Raw genomic sequence first — 16,517 nt, forward strand, 5'->3', positions numbered from 1 at the left:
GGCGGGCGTCGCGAAGGCCAGCGTGCCGGTGGTGGCGTTGGCCAGCGTGTCGCTGCCCACGAAGCCGGTCACCGTGCCGCTGAAGCTGGGGTTGGCCGCGCCATACAGGCGCGACGCGCTGTTGGCCGCCACGGTCAGCGTGGCGGGCGTGACGCTCAGCGCGCTGGCGTTGCCGGCGGCCTGGGCGAAGACGTAGTTGCCATTGTTGGCGGTGAGGCCGCTGCCGTTGATCGCGTAGCTGCCGACGTTGCTGGCGGTGGTGGCCGGCGAGCTGAAGGTCAGCGTGCCGGTGGTCGCGCTGGCCTGGGTGTCGCCATTGACGAAGCCGGTCACCGTGCCGCTGAAGCCGGGATTGGCCGCGCCATAGAGCCGCGACGCGCTGTTGGCCGCCAGGGTCAGCGTGGCCGGGGTAATGCTCAGCGCGCTGGCGTTGCCGGCGGCCTGCGCGAAGACGTAGTTGCCGTTGTTGGCCGTGAGGCCGCTGCCGTTGATCGCGTAGCTGCCGACGTTGCTGGTGGCGGTGGCGGGCGTAGCGAAGGCCAGCGTGCCGGTGGTGGCGTTGGCCAGCGTGTCGCTGCCCACGAAGCCCGTCACCGTGCCGCTGAACGCCGGGTTGCTGGCCCCGTAGAGGCGTGACGCGCTGTTGGCGCTCAGGCTCAGGGTGGCCGGGCTCACGGTGAGCGTACCGTTGCCATAGCTGATTTGGTAATTGCCCGAGCTGAGGCCCTGCGGCGTGATCGCGTAGCTGCCGGCGTTGACCGCGCCCTGCGCGCTGCCGGTGTAGGAGAGACTGCCGCCCAGCACGGTGCTGGTCTCGCCATTGACGAAGCCGCTGATGCTGACGCCGCTGTTGCCGCTCCAGGCGCTGCCGTTGTAGGTCTTGGCGGCGTTGTTGGCGGTGACGGTCAGCGCGGCCTTGGTGATGTTGGCGCTGGTGCTGATCGAGCTGAAGCCGGTGATGTTGTAGTTGCCAGCGTCGGCGCCGGCCAGCGACACGCCGGTGACGTTCACCGAGATGCTGTTGCCGACGTTGGCCGACGCGAAGCCGCCGGTGGCGTTCACGGTGACCGCATCGCCGACGACGATGCCGCTGGCGCTGACGGCCGCGGCGGTCGTGCCGTCGTAGACCTTGTTGGCGGCGCTGAAGCTGTTCAGCGCCTTTTGGTTGATGGTGTAGGTGCCCTGGTTGAAATAGGCGACTGCGTAGGTGCCGCCGGAGTAGCTGCTGGGGTTGGACGCGCTGCCGATCAACGAGGTGTAGCTGCCCGCGTTCTTGCTGGCGGTCGAGAAGCCCAGCGCGCCCAGCTGGCTGACGGTGAAGCCCCCCGGGCCGCCCAGCGAACTCAGCGCGACGTTGCTGGCGTCGGTCGTGCCGTCATAGGTCTTGCTGCCGTTGCCCGTGAAGACGTAGATGGGCTGCAGCGCCATGCTGACCACGTTGTAGCCCGCCGAGGTGTAGCTCTGGTTGCCGCCCGGGATGACCATGGTGCCGCAGTTCGGATAGCCGGGGTGACAAGGCGAACTCTGCGTGAAGGTGGCCGCCTGGTTGGAGCCGTTGATGCGGAACTGCAGGTAGGCGACGTTGGGCGCCCAGAACTGCACGCGCGCCTGGCTGCCGTTGTTGACCAGGCCCAGCGCGCCCAGCGAGTTCAGCGTGTTCTGCGCGTCCACCACGACGCCGCCGCTGGCCGCGGAGCTCATGAAGGTGGTGGTGGTGCCCGAGGCGGCCTCCACGCCGAAGCCGAACTCCTTGGCGGCGCCGGTGCTGATGCCGCTCATGTAGAGGTTGCCGCCGCCGGAATTGACGGTGGCGCCGGACAGCACATAAATGCCGCCCTTGCTTCCTTCGTAGGAGCTGGTGCTGGCGTTGGTCTGGCCGTTGACCGTGATGTTGCCGCCGCCCGAGAGGATGTTGACGTTGGTGCCGATCTGCACCGCCGGCGTGCTGGCGCTGCTGTTGAGCGCATAGCCGATGCCGTTGGACTGCGCGCTGGTGAGGCTGCCGCCGGCGCCGCCGATCAGGATGGTGCCGCCGTTGGAGTTGAGGTCGGCGCTCAGGTTGACGCCGCCCAGCGTGCCGCTGGCGTTGTTGGCCGCGCTCAGCGTGATGTTCAGCGCGCCGCTGTTCGAGGTGATGGGCGCGTTGACGACGATGTTGCGGTCGGCCTGCAGCGTCAGCGTCGCGCTGCCGCCGCCGCTCTTGGTGATGGCGTTGCTGACGGTGATGTCGCCATTGCCCGAGGAACTTCCCGCGCTGCCGTAGGCGCTGCTGTTGGCCTGGGTGGTGACGGTCACGCTGGTGCCGCCGCTGAGCGTGCTCGAGATGGTCGACGCGGCGCTGGGGCCTATCGTGTAGTCATAGGGGTCGATCAGCCAGTCGCCGCCCAGCCCCTTGCTCGCCGCGGCGTCGACCTTCAGGTCGGCGCGCGTGTTCACCCAGGCCGCCGAGGTCTCGATGTGCCCGCCGTTGCCGCCCTGCGGCGCGCTGGCGTCCAGATGCCCGCCGACGTTCAGCTGCCCCGACTGCATGTCGCCCAGCAGCAGGATCTCGCCCTTCTCGCCGCTGGCCAGGGTCTGCGCGCGCACCACGCCGCTGTTGTTGATCACCGCGGCGCTGAGCTGATCGCGCGCCTGCGCGGTGAGCAGCACCAAGCCGCCGTCGGCGCGTATCGCGCCGCCGTTGTCGACCAGCGCGTCCAGCGCGCCCTTGGTGACGCGCAGCGGCACGCTGGCGCCGAGGTCCAGCGTCACCTCGTCGGCGGCGGCCAGCAGCGCGCGGCCGCGCGTGGCCTCGATGCTGCCACTGTTGAGCACGCGGGCCGCGATCAGCGCCACCGTACCGCCGTCGGCGGCGCGCAGGCTGCCCTGGTTGTTCACCGTCGCGCCCGGCACGGCGGAGTCGGCGGCGTGGAACTGGAAGCGGCCGGCGGCGAAGTCGGCGTCGCTGATCGCCAGGGTGCTGGCCACCAGCCCGCCCACATTGACCTGGGCGGTGGGTGTGAACAGCACGCCGTTGGGGTTGAGCAGGAAGACCTGGCCGTTGGCCTTCAGCGCGCCCTGGATGGTGGAGACGTCCGCGCCCAGCACCCGGTTCAGCGCCACCGAGGCCTGCGAGGGCTGGACAAAGGTGACACTGCTGCCCGCGCCAATGTTGAAGCTCTGCCAGTTGGTCGCCAGCAGGTTGGACTTCTGGGTGATGGTCAGCGCGGAGCCGGTCTGCGCGAAGCTGGCGTTGCCGGTGACCACTTGCGCGCCGGTCGGCAGCGCGCCCGCCAGCGCCGGGCCGAAGGTCGCCAGTCCCGCCAGCATCAATGCGAGGCCATGCAGCGCCCGCCTCAGCGCGCGGCCGTTGCGCCCGCTGCCCTTGCCGCGCCCGCGGCGGGTCTCGGCCACGGCGACGAAGGCGCCCAGGCGTTCCGACCACACCAGACGAAACACATGATTCAACGAGGACGCGGCCATTGCGATGACTCCTGGAATGGCTTTCAGACAACGCGGAGCACGCGGCCTGACCCGGTGGCGCGGACGGGATCGTTCGATGTCAAGCAGAGCGCTCAAGGCCTGCGCCAGGACCTCGCTGCCTGACTCTAGATGTGTGCGCATAGCAAATTCCAGCGCATTGCGGTATGCCGATGACAGCGCCGTGACTTCTTGACGAATGCAAACAGCCCGGCCTCGCCGGGGTAAAAAACGGTGGTGCGCGCACCCACTGTCAAGCGTGCGTAAGGCGATCTCTGTTCGAGTGGGCGTTTGGCGCGCGAGATGGGTTGCCAAGCGTGAAAAACCGCACACCAAGAGGCCGGCGCGGGCCTCGGCGCCCACGGGTGGCTGACTCGCTATTTCGGCCGGGCGGGTATTCCTTCACACGCGCGGTCCAAGCCGGTTTCGGGTGGGCCGTCAAGGCCGGGCCGGGCCGGGCCGGGACCTGGGCGCCGGGGCTAGCCGGGTTTGCGCGTCCGACCCGGGAGCGCGTGGCAGGCCGACAGCCCGTGGACCACGGCCTGCATGGCGCGGGTCAGCGGCTTGTCGGCGCGCACGATCAGTCCCAGTTCGCGCACCAGCGGTGGCGCCAGCGACGCCACCTGCAGGCGCTGGCGGTCCTGCGGCCGCAGGGCCATCTGCGGGATGAGGCTGTAGCCCAGCCCGGCGGCCACCATCTCCTTGATGGCTTCCACGCTGCCCAGCTCCATCTCCGGCCGCGCCTTCAGGCCGCCGGCCAGCAGCCAGGCCTCGGCCAGCTGGCGCGTGTGGGCGCCGGGCTCGAACAGCACCAGCGGCCGCGTCGCGAAGTCCTGCGGCGCCACCGTGCGCGGCAGGCGCCGCGCCGCGGGCGGGCCGATGGCGACGAAGGCGTCGCGCAGCAGCGGCGTGACCACCAGCGCGCGGCTCGCCACCGGCAGGGTCACGAGTGCCAGGTCTTGCTCGTTGCGCTCCACGCGGCGCACGAACTCGTCCGTGTTGCCGGTCGTCACCACCACCTGAAGTTGCGGATGGCGTTCGCGGATCTGCCGCAGCAGCGCCGGCAGCAGGTGGATGCAGGCGGTGGCGCCGCTGCCCAGGCGCACCGTGCCGAGCACGCCCTCGGCATGCGTCTGCACCGCGGCCACCGCCTGGTCGGCCGCCTCCAGAATGCCGCGCGCATGATCCAGCAGCGACACCCCGGCGGCGGTCGGCCCCAGGCGCCGGCCCACGCGCTCGACCAGGCGCGCGCCCAGGCGGCGCTCCAGCTCCTTCACCTGCAGGCTGACCGCGGGCTGGCTCAGCCCCAGTTGCTCGGCCGCGGCCGAGAAACTGCCGGTCTCGATCACCAGCACCAGGGCCTGGAGCTGGTCCAGCGAGAAGCGTGCGGACAAAAGAATTCCTTATGCATTGAACAAGTTCAGGCAGCTTCTCTTATCGAAACGCGGGCGTCAACATCGCCCCATGAAGTCCCTGCCCGTCCTTGCCCCGCGCCTGCAGATTGCCGACGCCACGCCCGACCACCTGCCCGCCGTGCGTGAGATTTATGCCCCCTATGTGCTGCAGGCCCTGTGCTCCTTCGAGGAGGAGGTGCCCGGCGTCGACGAGCTGCGCCAGCGCTTCGAGGCCTCGCGCCACGATGGCCTGCCCTGGCTGGTGGCGCTGGACGACGGCGTGGTGGTCGGCTATGCCTATGCCGCGCGCTACCGCAGCCGCGCCGCCTACCGCGGCACGGTGGAGAACTCGGTGTACATCCGCGCCGACCGCCAGAGCCGGGGCCTGGGGGGCCAGTTGTTGCGCGCGCTGATCGAGCGCTGCCGCGCCGCCGGCCTGCGCCAGATGGTGGCCGTCATCGGCGACAGCGCCAACCAAGGCTCCATCCGCCTGCACGAGCGCGCTGGCTTTGTGCGCGTGGGCGTGCTGCACGCGGTCGGGCACAAGTTCGGCCGCGAGGTCGACACCGTGCTGATGCAGCGCGCGCTGGCCCAGCCCTGATGGCCGCCGACGCCGACCCGGGCCGCGGCTGGCTGGGGCTGCTGTGCCTGAGCCGCTGTCTGCAGGCCACGATTGCCTGCGCCTGGGCCGGCGTGATGCCGGCGGTGATGGCCGACTGGGGGCTCAGCGCCTCGCAGGCCGGGCTGGTGCAGAGCGCCTGGCACGCGGGCTACCTGGTCTCGCTGTTCGGCGTGGGCTTTCTGTCCGACCGGCTGGGGCCGCGGCGCGTGGTCCGGGTCGGCAGCGGGCTGACCGCGATCGCCACGGCCGCCTTCGCGGGTGGCGCCAGCGGCCCGGGCTCGGCGGCGGTGCTGCTGGGCCTGACCGGCCTGTGCGCCGGCGCCTGCTACAGCCCCGGGCTGCAGCTGCTGGCGTCCAACGTGGCGGCCGGCCAGCGGGGCCGTGCGATGGGGGCCTTCATCGGCGCCTCGTCGCTGGGCTATGCGCTGTCGCTGGGCGTGGTGGCGCTGGCCTGCGCCACCCTGTCCTGGCCATGGGCGCTGCGGTTCATCGCGCTGCTGGTGGCGCTGGGCGCGGTGCTGACCTGGGCGGCGCTGAACCGCATGCGGGCCGACCCCGCCGTGGCCGCGCCGGCGCGCGCCGGCGGCATGCGGCGGGCACTGGCCGAAACGCTGCGCGACAGGCCGGCCATGGCGGGCAACTGGGCCTACGCCGCGCACTGCTGGGAGCTGATGGCGCTGTGGGCCTGGCTGCCCGCTTATCTGGCCTTCGTGCAGGACGGCGGCGCGCGCGCGCTGGCCGGCGGCGTGGCGCTGGCGGCGCTGGCCCATCTGGCCAGCGTGGCCGGCAGTCTGATGGGCGGCGTGGCCTCGGACCGCTTCGGCCGCGCGCGGGTGATGATGGCCGCGAGCTGCGCCAGCCTGTGCTGTTCTTTCGCGTTCGGCTGGCTGTGGGCGGCGCCGGTCTGGGCGGTGGCCGTGGTGGGCGCGCTCTACAGCCTGCTCGCGATCGCCGATTCGTCGGTCTACTCCACCGCGCTGGCGGACGTGGTGCCGCCCGCGCGCCTGGGCGCCGCCTTTTCGGTGCGCTCGGTGCTGGGCTTTGGCGCCGGCGCGCTCAGCCCCTGGGTCTTCGGCCTGGCGCTGGACTGGGGGCAGGCGCGGCTGCAACTGCCCGGCCAGGCCTGGGTGCTGGCCTGGAGCACGGTGGGGCTGGGCGCGTTGACGGGGCCGTGGATGATCCGCCGCTTCCAACGGCTGGCGGGCTGAGGGCAGGCGGGCCACCGATACTCGGGCGGCCCGCATCTGGGTCTCCAGCGCGCCAGCCTGGGCCTGCCTGAGCGACGCGCTGGAGCGCGTCGAGCGGCAACCCGCGCCGCCGGCTCGCCCGGCCGCGAGCTGAGCCCTCGCCGCTCGGCGGCAGGCTTGACGGCGGGGCCGGTGTCGTCCATGTTTGCGTCATCCGACCCATCCACCGGAGCCTCGCATGACGGCCTTGACGCTGTACTTCCATCCGCTGTCCTCCTATTGCCAGAAGGTGCTCATCGCGCTGGACGAGCTGGGCATCGACGCGGACAAACGTCTGCTCAATCTGGGCGACCCGGCCGAGCGCGCGGCTTTCCTGGCGCTGTGGCCCAGCGGCAAGATCCCGCTGCTGACGGACCAGGGCCGGCCCGTGCCCGAGACCAGCATCATGATTGAGCACCTGCAGCGCCACCACGCCGCCGTCGGGCGCCGGCTGATCCCGGCGGACGAGGACCAGGCTCTGCAGGTGCGCCTGTGGGACCGCCTGTTCGACAACTACGTGATGACGCCCATGCAGGCCTTCACCGCCGACCTGCTGCGCGACGAGTCCGACCGCGACCCCATCGCCGTGGCGCTGGCGCGCCAGGGCCTGCTGTGGGCTTACGCGATGGTCGACCAGCAGCTGCAGGGCCGCCACTGGGTGGTGGGTGACGCCTTCAGCCTGGCCGACTGCGCCGCCGCGCCGGCCCTGTTCTACGCCCAGACCTATGTGCCCATCGCGCCGGCGCACGAGCGGCTGTTGGCCTATGTCGAGCGCCTGCTGCAACGGCCCTCGGTGGCGCGCACGCTGGCAGAAGCTCGGCCCTACTTCCGCTTCTATCCCGGGCGGCAGGGGCTGGCGCGGCGCTTCTACGACCCCGGGGAGGACGGCGGGCCGTCCGCATGAATCCGCTGTCGGCCGGTGTTCGATCCGGGCGCATTGGCGATGCGGTTGGCCGGCTGGACGATGGCGGCGGGGGCGACCCGCTGGCTGCGGCATGATGGGGTTTTCCACTTCGCCTGCTCCGGTCATGCGTTTGCAGCACATGTCGTTCGACGACCGCCGGGTTGACGCGGGCCCACGGGCTTCCAGGTGGCGTCTTGCTGGGGTGCGCCACGGAGCGTGGCTTGGGGCGATGCTCATGCTGCCGCTGCTTACCTGGGCCGCGCCAAACGCGGGGCTGGCGCCGGCCGAGCTGCTTGAGCAGGACCGGGCGGCGCTGGAGGCCTTGCCCGGCGCCACCAGCGTGCTGCTGCAGCGCCATGGGCGGGTGGTGGTGGCGCTGTATGCGCGCGGCGCCGACGAGGGCACCCTGCACGACACCCGTTCCGCAGGCAAGTCCGTGACCGGCCTGCTGGTGGCCGCGGCCGTGCAGGATGGGCTGCTGAGGCGCGACACCCCCGTGTTCGACGGGCTCCAGGACGTCCAGCCGTTTGCGAACGACGGCCCGGCCAAGCGCGGCATCGTGGTGGAGGACTTGCTCACCATGTCCTCGGCGCTGGACTGCGATGACAACCAGGACGGCAGCCCGGGCAACGAAGAAGGCATGTATCCGCAGCCGCGCTGGTTGCGCTGGGCTGCCGACCTGCCCACGCGCGCGGTGACGCGCGATGGTCAAGGCCTGGGGCCGTTCGCCTACTGCACGGCCGGCGTGGTTCTGCTGGGGCAATTGCTGGAGCGCCGCGTGCCCGGCGGGCTGGAGGCCTATGCGCGGCGGCGGCTCTTCGCGCCGCTGCGCATCACCCAATGGCAGTGGCCGCACTCGCCCCAGGGCGAGACCATGACCGGTGGCGGCCTGCGCTTGAAGACGCGCGACTGGGCCGCGCTGGCGCAGATGCTGCTGCGCCAGGGCGCCGGCCCAGACGGCGGCGCGCTGCTGGCACCGGAACAGGTGGCCGCCCTGCTGAGCGTGCGCCGGCCAACGCCCTTCGGGATGGACTACGGCGAACTCTTCTGGCGGCGCGACTACCCGCTGCGCTGCGGCCTGACGAGCGCGTGGATGATGTCCGGCAATGGCGGCAATCATGTGCTCATCCTGCCCGCGCTGGACGCCGTCGCGGTGCTGACGCGTCAGGCCTACAACCAGCGCGGCATGCACCTTCAGAGCTTTCAGTTCATGACGGGGCTGCTGGAGCGGCACCTGTGTGGTCCTGCGGCACCCTGAGGGCCTTGGCGGTTCGGAAGCCAGGCACCCGTCGTGCAAGAGGTGGGCCGCCGCGCTTGGGCCTCATCCGCTGCGCACCGCCCCGCCGCCCACCTTGAGCACAGGCGTCTAGATCATGGTGGTGGCCACATCGGCATGGCCCAGGAGATCCTTCACCGTACGAAGGTCATCGCTATCCTGCAGCAGGGCGAACACCCGGCCCAGCGCCTCTCGGGTCAGAACGAAGGGAATCCAGTGCTGGCTGCGCGTTCGACCGATCGACGGCATCGGCGCCCAAGTCCTTCGGGCGCTGCAGCCGGTGAAAACAGATGAACGCCCGGCACCCGTACACATAGGCCTCTTCGGTACGCGCAGGCTGTCGTGGAGGCAACGAATGCGCTCCCGCAGCTGATCCAGGAGCCGCTTGGACCGCAGTGGCGGCAAGTCAGCGGCGGGCACTGGCGGCGGCACCCTCGCAGGTGCGATTGACGAGCCCGGCATCCTTGCCTCCAATCCACCCTTCTGGGCGGCCAGCCTTCGGCCAGAGGCCTGAAAGATGACCTCTGCGACGGAATTGACGGTGTGCCGGATTTGGCGGCTGTTATCGTCTCAGTGCTTCACGTCGCTGCCAAGCACGGCAACTGGCGATTTATGCAGAACTTCCTTAGCGCTTTGATTTCAGTACTTAAGATTACGCACTTCATGGAAAAGTCGAAAATGAATCTCTGTCGCATCTCTCGGTTGTTGGCGGTGTTTATATTTGTCCTGGGCGCTAACGCTGCGGTTGCGATGATTGACACTCCGCCACTTCGTATCACTAAATACCTTGTCTACACCGACTATGGAAATGGTGATTTTGTTGTATATTCCGATACGGTCGTGCCAGGTTGCGATGCATTTTGGCTTTCAGCAACTGATCCCGGATATAAGCAGGCCTACGCTGCAGTTGTCACGGCGAAAGCAACTAGTTCGAACGTGAGTTTGTATGTTTATGACACGACATTTTGGCCAGGAAGTACTAGCAAGATCTGCAAGATTCGTGGTGTAACGGCCATGTAATCTGGCCCTTTTGTGGGGGGCGGCGTGCGTCAGGGTAGTTGTCGCCTCGGTCATGCAGCTCTCGGTTGAATATCGTGGCTGCGAAGTTAGGCTGCGACGGCCACACCCCGCTCCGGGTTGAGCGTGACCGTCGCGATCGGCGACCAGTTCCGTGTGCTGCGCGACCAACGCGCGGGATGGCGTTGGCGAGCGTGTTCGTAGACCGTGCTGCATACCGCGTGCCCGAGTTGAGCCAGCGAACTCCGACGTTGAGCGACCGGTTCCCGGTGCCGAGTCGGTCAACGCGAAGGATCGCGTCCGCTGCAAAGCGACCTCCCGTCGAACTACAGCGGAATTCGGCTGAAAGTGGAAGTGGCCCGGCCTAGAACGCTCGGCATAGACGCGCCCCGTCCGCCGGCTCCGTCACTTCTTCTTTTTCTTCTTCTCTTGGTCGTGATGCCACTTGATGGCGAAGAACATGCCGGTGCCGAACACGAGCACCTTGAACGTCACGAAGACTATGGGGATCCAATCCATTATTTCGATCCTTCAGAGGGGCCAGCGGCAGATCTGAGCCATGCAAGGGCCCGAACCCGCAGGTCGGGATGGTCCGTCGCAAGAGCTGATGGCCGCCAGTGGGGGAACCGCGGCGCCAGTCGCGAAGACTCAGGCGCTCCGTGTTCGACAGCGATCATGTTGGGTGACACATTTGCTGCAAAGCAGCCTAGCGCCCCACAACGGATTTTTCATGTTCCGTGGCGCATCCGCCGCCGAATGCTGCCATGGAATGTGCAAGATCCCGAAAGCCTTGCCATCGAAACTGACACGGTCTAGTGCTTGCCATCTTCGGCGGATTGGGATCGTTGCCGTAGTTGTTGCTGTCGCGGATCTCACCTGTCTTGCGGTGGATGACCACTTCGACCTTCTCACGCTTCACTTGTTCGCGAGCAAGCTCAGTGCCTCTCGTTGGGTTCGAGTGACATCCCGGCCCGGGAGGCAGGCGCTCTCGTTCCTCATTGCCCAACCGTTGCCATGAGGAACAACGTGGATGTCATTCTTCGGCACGGCTTTTCCTTCGTGGTGAATCCGTCGGCAGGAGGTGCCTCAAATTTTGGCGGCTGCCCGAACGTCGTTTTCCAGGTCGGTCACGACGCTGAGCAGACTGGATGAGGCTGCAGGCCGCCGCGCGTTACGCGATGCGATAGCTTCAGATGAGTAAAAGCGCTCCTTGAAGTGTGCCTTTCCAGATTCATCGGTAGCGACGAAATCGAACCAATCACCATCATAGAAAGGCATCGGCTGTCCTTCCTCAGTACTGAACGCACAAGCCTTCAGCGGGTATAGGTCGATGACCTCGATCAGCCGTTTGTCGAACGTCAGAAATGCAGGAAAGAAGAACCTGGCGTGCGCCGACGGTTTGAGTACCAGCGCCTGCTCCATGCTGCGAACGTGCCAGAGATCCCAGGCCATGTTCTGAAGCTGTTCGATCAGATCCTGCTTCTTGGACTGAACTTTTCCGAAGAACGCGAGCTTCTGCCCTCTCTCAAAGTAAGCGCGTGCAAGCGCAGTTTCGCGCGCGTTCATCGTTGCCATACGCTGATCAGCGAACTCGCTGAACTTCAGCATCTTCTCGTTCGTCAGCGCGTCTCCTGAAGAGAGCTGGATCGCCACCATTTTGAGCAGCGCGATGTATGCGAAGTGGTATCCCCGCTTCAGCTCTCGCATCAATGCCTCGTCCTGGCTGTCGTACAGCTGGCGCGACAGAAGCCGCTGAGCGCGTGCGTCCAGATCTGAATCTGGAAGCGTCGAGCGAACTTCGCCTCGCGCCTGCAGCCACGGCAGATCGATGGTCCGAAGCACTTCATACGCTCTGAAGGTTCGAAATACGTGATCGAGCGTCTTGGGCTCACCGAGCCGGCCCAGGTTTTCCCGAAGGTACGGCAATGGGTCAACAAAGACATCGTCGCGAGCAATGAACTCAAAAACCTCTTGAAAGTCTTCCGGGAGGCGTGCGTGATTGCCAGCCAGGTACGGGGTAAGGTAGCTGAATGCCTGCGTGTCTAGCGAGATTGAGTAGTCGATGGCAAAGGTGGTGTCTCCCGACTCCATCTCTCTGACCGTGGCGTCGTCCAGGACAACAACTCGGTCCGTGCCGAACAGGCTTCTGACCGCAGCCCCACCTCGGAAGTTCTTGTTCACGGCAAAGCCTGGAGTCGGGCCCGAGCCTGCGGCGAAGATGAATTTGCAGTCTCGCAAAGCGTCCTCATTCGCTTTATAGAGGAACAGGGCTTCGCCCAGGCTGTCCGCATTGCAGATCCTTGCCATCATTTGATGAATAGACTGACTTTGAGCTTTTCCCACGGGTCCGATCTTTCTTGATCTCAGCCGAGTGATTCACATCACTCGGCACTGATGAACCGAGCGCCTGATTGCTTCGTGTCGCTCATTCCGTCCCCTGTCCCGTACTGAACTGCTCAGCGTGCCTTGGGACCGAAGATCTTCAGAAACACAGTGTGCTTCGCTTCCTGCCAAGTCTTCGGAAGATCACCGTTGGTCTCAAGCGCCTCGTAGATCTCTCTGATCAACGGTGGATCGACGACCTTGGCTGAGCGAAGCTTGTCCAGAAGCTCATAGCCGTGCCAAACGAGGATGCCAAAGTCTTTCGCTAGAGCATGCATGCCCAGGTCATCCGTTACTACGATCGCCGGCTTGACTTGACCGAGTGCTAGCAACCAGCAATCCGTTGGACCTGGCGGCGACCTGCCCCCAGATGTGTAGGGTTCAGGGTCGGCAAGAACCCAGCCGTGCAGCACGCTTTGAGCCGCCTGGATGCTGGCTTTGTCCGCATCGCTCAAGCGGACCTGTTTAGCCATTCGTTCACTCGCGAACTCCTGGCCATCGAACCAGGGGTAGGTCGCGCGCAATCGCGGGTTGCGATGAACCTCATCCTCAACCGACTTGTGGATCGTGAGAACGTATCCCTTCTGCCCGAACTTGACACCTACCGCAGGCCTGACACGTTTCGCCAGGCGAAGGTAGGCATTCGTGTCGAGCAGGACCAAGGTCAACGGCAAAGCTCTCCATGAAGCGCCGCAGCGTCCTGCATCGGGATGTCCATGATCTGCTGAACATACCCTGCACCAGTACCTTTGCTCTTAAGCATCCTCTGGAGAGCCGGGAAGAACCCACTGCGAAACACGTTCTGACTGGCGGCGATGTAGGCAGCAGGTTCCGGCGGCACTGGCGCAAACAAGCCTTCGCTGACAAGCTTGCCGCGCTGGCTGTTGCGAATCGCGTGGATGTCTGTGTCCTTGCTACGCAGCACGGGTAGGCCATGAGCCTTGGCGTAGTTGTTGATCTCGCGGAACACGCTGAACAACGAAATGCTGTGTGCGCTAGCGTGCCGCTGCAGTTCCCGGATCTCGCCGGCCGGCGTGCTTTGACGAACAGCCTGGGGGTAGGCCGCCTCAGCCAGGGACTTGGGAAACAGCAGCGCGCCAGCCAAGGCGTCGGCGAAATCCTCGCCTTCATCTGAGCCAGCCAAGTCGGGCGTGTAGACATGCGCCAACTCGTGAGCCATCCAGAACTTGAAGTCCTCCAACCGAGTGTCCAGGTTCAAGAAGATGAACGTCACCTTCTCCTGCGGCAGCAGGATGTGCAGTGCGTTCTTGTGGTTCTGCTTCTCTCCCCACATGACCGGCACGATGACTGCGCCGTTGGCCTCAAACTCCCCGATCAGGTGTTCATAGGACAGAACTGCCTGACCGCCGAGCCCAATACGGGTACGCACCTCAGCCGACACGGCTTGCAACGCGTCGTATTGGGTGGTCGGGGACTGGATCTGGACCCTCAAGGAGCGCAATTCCGAAAGGAACGGCACCAACGGCTTGAGTAGCGAGCCCATGGCGATAGCCTTGAGCACGTGGGAGTCTGTCGTCTTGGCACCACCCTTCTTGCGGAACGCAATGACAGGTTGATCCTTTGCTGAGCTGACAACGAGGTCGGCAAAGCTCAGCTGCAAGGTCGTGGCCAGTTTCAGCAACTTGTCGGGGCGGGGAAAGTCAACGCCCTTCATCCAGTTGGTGACGGCTTGCCCCGTCACCTCCAGCGTGGTGGCCAGATCCTTCTGTGTCCACCCGCGCGCCTGCAGAGCCTGCTTGAGCTTTTCGCTGTGGATAACTTTGTGCATAGCCAGTGAATTATCGGCTACACAACAGCGGAAATCAAGTTTAATCAAGCGGTGGCGTGGGGGCGCTGCTACAGCACGGGGTTCCCGGATTGCTTGATGCTGACCTTACCCGCGCGATCAGCGCCTTGCTCACCACACCCCTCGTGAGCCCTTCAGGAGTGCTCCGTACACCCGCCGAATCTCAGCGATTTCCTCGTGATCGCTGACCTTGAGGCTCCGGCGCTGGGCCTTGAGGCGCCTGATTTCCGCTTGAAGCCATGCGACTCGCTCTGCAGGCGCATCCGGCTTGCTCTGCATGTCATCCAACAGGGTCATGTAGAGCTCCGCGACGGTTCTCAGCTATTCCGGCGGCTTGCCCAAGATGCATCCGCCGTCCGGCACCTGTGCCGAGCGCTGGCTCTCGCTCCAGGCTTGGGAGCCACCGAGGCCGGTCGGAGCCAAGCAATCCAGTTGTTCAGCCAATACTTGCAGCCACTGCTGCCCGCCGAAATGACCGTCGCGAAGTTCCAGGCGATGCCGGTGTTTGCTGCCCCAGAGCGGCAACCTGAACAAGAGGCTAGCCAGCGGTTCTGCCGGGTCACACGAGGGGGGCGGTGCGTTGAGGTGGAGATTGGCACAGTAGCCTCAATGAAGGGCGAGACACATCTGGCCACGTTGGTTCTCGAGTCGCTTGGGCATCCCAGCCGCCGCTTTGACTTGGCTGAGGCCTTGCCGGTCCTTGCCGGGCAGAAAGTCCGCGATCCAAAAATGAAAGAAAGCCTCCTCTCGCAGTTCCGGAATCTCTATGTAGGGATGTCGAGGCCTACGAGCTTCTTGTGTCTAGCCGTCAACCGTGAGCGGGTTTCCGCCGACTGTGTCGCAGCGCTTCAACATCTGGGATGGGTTGTCGAGACCTTGGTCTAAGCGTCGCTCATCTTGCCCAGGGTAGCGCCTCTAGACGAGCGAGCAGCGGTCCAGCATAGGTAGGGTCAACCGAATTGGCGTAGTCGATCAGCCCGCGCAGGTGTCGATATAGGCCTCCCGCGGACTCGAAAGCCCTCGCTTGGACGTGAGCGGCAATGCCAAGCTTCTCCAAGTAGTAAAGATGCTGCCGTAGCCGGTCGCGGAACACTCGCGTCAGCCTAGGCGCATCCCCGTCTACAAGGAGACCCAGTACCAGCCGCCGAGCGCCAGGATGCACGATCACCGTCTTTGCCCGATTGGGAAATAAGCCGCGGCTTTTCAACACGGCAGCAACCTCCTCGATAAGCCCGTATGCCCGCCCTTTGTCAAAGTCACCGGCCGTCGAAAAAGTCAGGTCGTCGCTGTATCGGGTGTAAAGCAAACCGGCCTTCAGCGCGATTTCTTCTAGCTTCTGGTCTGTCGCAACCATGGTGAGGTTGGCCAGCATTGGGCTACTCGGAGCGCCTTGCGGAAGGCGGCCGATGTACTGTTGCCCATAGGCAGGAATGCCACGTCTAGCGTAACGGCACTGCCAAGAGGACAAAGCGTATTTGTCAGAGCGGGACGGGAGCTCTGTACAAATTCGTGCCAGTTCAAAGGAAACCAAGGGGTTGTAGCCCAACCCTACAAAGACCCGGTGGACATCAATCTCGCTCACGCTTCCGAAGAAGTCAGCGATGTCCATCTTCACCAACCACCGGGCTCCTGAGTGTTGTTCGGCACAGCGCACGATGCTGTCGCCCTTCTTGAATGCATGGCTTGCGCGATGTACCTGGGCCCGCTGAAGGATGTGTTCAGCGATCCAAGTTTGAATCGCCCCAAGGGTTGGCTCCGGCACACAGATGCGGCGCACGCCTCCTGAGCGCTTGCGGATGCGGAAGCGTCGATAGGGTTCAACCGCCTGACGGCTTACGTAAGCCCGCAGTGAGCTGTAAGGAACCCCGGTGCGCTTGGCGAGATGGCAAAGCGTCAGAAGGACAGGCAAAGGCTGCGGATGGCGTTGCGCCAATCGCCGGCTCTGCTTGACGGCCTCTTGCAGCAGCTCAGGGCTCAGCCCAAGCTTCCTGCCGCGAACAAGATAGGGTTGAGAGGACCACATCGTTAGCTACTTTTACTCCGACGACCGGCGGAGGGGAGACGCGAGTCTGACCCGAGGCTTCGTAGGATGGATGACTCGCGTCTTGCATCCGCCATAGCCTGGGCAACTTCAGAGGGCAACGGAAATCCGCGCCCCAACCTGTGCCGCTGAAAACACAGGTCCAGGTCAACGCTAGCCAACGGTGCGCCCTCTCAACGAGCGTGGATAGTAGCCGTCCTCGCCAAGCTCCAAAATGCGGTTTGCCCGAGGTAATGCCGCAGCCCCAATTCCCGCCAACTCAGCAGCGCCTAAGTCAGTCAACCGTCTATGCGGCGATATAAGACCAGACGCGATACATGCTTCGAGCAAGGCCTGGCACTCCTTGGCGCCAAGTCCTGTAGCGTGCGCAATTGCGTCTACTCGGTTGA

Annotated in this window: 14 protein-coding genes and 1 pseudogene; 5 read left to right on the forward strand and 10 right to left on the reverse strand. The window is 65.5% G+C overall.

Annotated elements, in window-relative coordinates:
• Positions 1–3,462: MBG domain-containing protein (locus tag LZ017_RS18515; protein WP_241398404.1), on the reverse strand; the 3,462-nt coding region annotated here is incomplete at its 3' end.
• A 476-nt stretch (positions 3,463–3,938) separates the two neighbouring features.
• Positions 3,939–4,853 (reverse strand): LysR family transcriptional regulator, encoded by a 915-nt coding sequence (locus tag LZ017_RS18520; protein ID WP_241398405.1) that lies wholly within the window; start codon positions 4,851–4,853, stop codon positions 3,939–3,941.
• Between the two features lie 70 nt (positions 4,854–4,923).
• Here LZ017_RS18520 and LZ017_RS18525 point away from each other — a divergent pair, with 70 nt between their 5' ends.
• From LZ017_RS18525 to LZ017_RS18540, 4 genes are all read left to right on the forward strand, one after another.
• Complete coding sequence (locus tag LZ017_RS18525) at positions 4,924–5,454, forward strand: GNAT family N-acetyltransferase (protein WP_241398406.1); 531 nt, start codon at positions 4,924–4,926, stop codon at positions 5,452–5,454.
• A complete protein-coding gene (locus LZ017_RS18530; protein ID WP_241398407.1) occupies positions 5,454–6,683 on the forward strand; it encodes an MFS transporter in 1,230 nt (409 codons plus the stop codon). The genes LZ017_RS18525 and LZ017_RS18530 overlap by 1 nt, the downstream gene beginning before the upstream one ends.
• A 217-nt stretch (positions 6,684–6,900) precedes the next feature.
• Positions 6,901–7,605, forward strand: a complete 705-nt coding sequence (locus tag LZ017_RS18535; protein ID WP_241398408.1) for a glutathione S-transferase family protein — start codon at positions 6,901–6,903, stop codon at positions 7,603–7,605.
• 235 nt (positions 7,606–7,840) lie between these two features.
• Positions 7,841–8,863, forward strand: coding sequence for a serine hydrolase (locus LZ017_RS18540; RefSeq protein WP_241398409.1), 1,023 nt, complete (start codon positions 7,841–7,843; stop codon positions 8,861–8,863).
• 108 nt (positions 8,864–8,971) lie between these two features.
• Here the strand turns inward: LZ017_RS18540 and LZ017_RS18545 are convergent, their stop codons facing one another.
• On the reverse strand, positions 8,972–9,130 hold the full coding sequence (locus tag LZ017_RS18545) for a hypothetical protein (RefSeq protein WP_241398531.1): 159 nt from the start codon (positions 9,128–9,130) through the stop codon (positions 8,972–8,974).
• Positions 9,120–9,343, reverse strand: a pseudogene (locus LZ017_RS18550) (integrase); the annotation flags it as partial. The gene LZ017_RS18545 and the pseudogene LZ017_RS18550, both read right to left, overlap by 11 nt.
• 81 nt (positions 9,344–9,424) lie before the next feature.
• On the opposite strand from LZ017_RS18550, the gene LZ017_RS18555 reads away from it, so the two are divergent.
• A complete protein-coding gene (locus tag LZ017_RS18555) occupies positions 9,425–9,901 on the forward strand; it encodes a hypothetical protein (RefSeq protein WP_241398410.1) in 477 nt (158 codons plus the stop codon).
• 703 nt (positions 9,902–10,604) lie between these two features.
• On the opposite strand, the gene LZ017_RS22355 is transcribed toward LZ017_RS18555, so the two are convergent.
• From LZ017_RS22355 to LZ017_RS18580, 6 genes are all read right to left on the reverse strand, one after another.
• Positions 10,605–10,817 carry a hypothetical protein gene (locus tag LZ017_RS22355; RefSeq protein WP_374109952.1) on the reverse strand — a complete coding sequence of 71 codons (213 nt, stop codon included), beginning with the start codon at positions 10,815–10,817 and terminating at the stop codon, positions 10,605–10,607.
• Positions 10,818–10,984: 167 nt separating this feature from the next.
• Positions 10,985–12,241 carry a hypothetical protein gene (locus LZ017_RS18560; protein ID WP_241398411.1) on the reverse strand — a complete coding sequence of 419 codons (1,257 nt, stop codon included), beginning with the start codon at positions 12,239–12,241 and terminating at the stop codon, positions 10,985–10,987.
• A gap of 113 nt (positions 12,242–12,354) precedes the next feature.
• Entirely contained in the window at positions 12,355–12,948 is a 594-nt protein-coding gene (locus LZ017_RS18565; RefSeq protein WP_241398412.1) for a DUF4411 family protein, read from the reverse strand.
• Complete coding sequence (locus tag LZ017_RS18570; RefSeq protein ID WP_241398413.1) at positions 12,945–14,069, reverse strand: XRE family transcriptional regulator; 1,125 nt, start codon at positions 14,067–14,069, stop codon at positions 12,945–12,947. Before LZ017_RS18570 ends, LZ017_RS18565 begins: the two co-directional genes overlap by 4 nt.
• 129 nt (positions 14,070–14,198) lie before the next feature.
• Entirely contained in the window at positions 14,199–14,384 is a 186-nt protein-coding gene (locus LZ017_RS18575; RefSeq protein ID WP_241398414.1) for a hypothetical protein, read from the reverse strand.
• A gap of 595 nt (positions 14,385–14,979) precedes the next feature.
• Complete coding sequence (locus tag LZ017_RS18580; RefSeq protein WP_241398415.1) at positions 14,980–16,110, reverse strand: reverse transcriptase family protein; 1,131 nt, start codon at positions 16,108–16,110, stop codon at positions 14,980–14,982.
• Between the last annotated feature and the right edge of the window lie 407 nt (positions 16,111–16,517).

Origin of the sequence: Pelomonas sp. CA6, assembly GCF_022549225.1 — a bacterium.
Taxonomy (GTDB): Bacteria; Pseudomonadota; Gammaproteobacteria; order Burkholderiales; family Burkholderiaceae_C; genus Roseateles.

What these genes read in the sequence shown, in the direction of transcription:
- LZ017_RS18575 (WP_241398414.1), bottom strand. Translation starts at nt 14,384, where the DNA reads ATGACCCTGTTGGATGACATGCAGAGCAAGCCGGATGCGCCTGCAGAG.
- LZ017_RS18530 (WP_241398407.1), top strand. Translation starts at nt 5,454, where the DNA reads ATGGCCGCCGACGCCGACCCGGGCCGCGGCTGGCTGGGGCTGCTGTGC.
- LZ017_RS18540 (WP_241398409.1), top strand. Translation starts at nt 7,841, where the DNA reads ATGCTGCCGCTGCTTACCTGGGCCGCGCCAAACGCGGGGCTGGCGCCG.
- LZ017_RS18570 (WP_241398413.1), bottom strand. Translation starts at nt 14,069, where the DNA reads ATGCACAAAGTTATCCACAGCGAAAAGCTCAAGCAGGCTCTGCAGGCG.
- LZ017_RS18535 (WP_241398408.1), top strand. Translation starts at nt 6,901, where the DNA reads ATGACGGCCTTGACGCTGTACTTCCATCCGCTGTCCTCCTATTGCCAG.
- LZ017_RS18545 (WP_241398531.1), bottom strand. Translation starts at nt 9,130, where the DNA reads ATGCCGTCGATCGGTCGAACGCGCAGCCAGCACTGGATTCCCTTCGTT.
- LZ017_RS18525 (WP_241398406.1), top strand. Translation starts at nt 4,924, where the DNA reads ATGAAGTCCCTGCCCGTCCTTGCCCCGCGCCTGCAGATTGCCGACGCC.
- LZ017_RS18580 (WP_241398415.1), bottom strand. Translation starts at nt 16,110, where the DNA reads ATGTGGTCCTCTCAACCCTATCTTGTTCGCGGCAGGAAGCTTGGGCTG.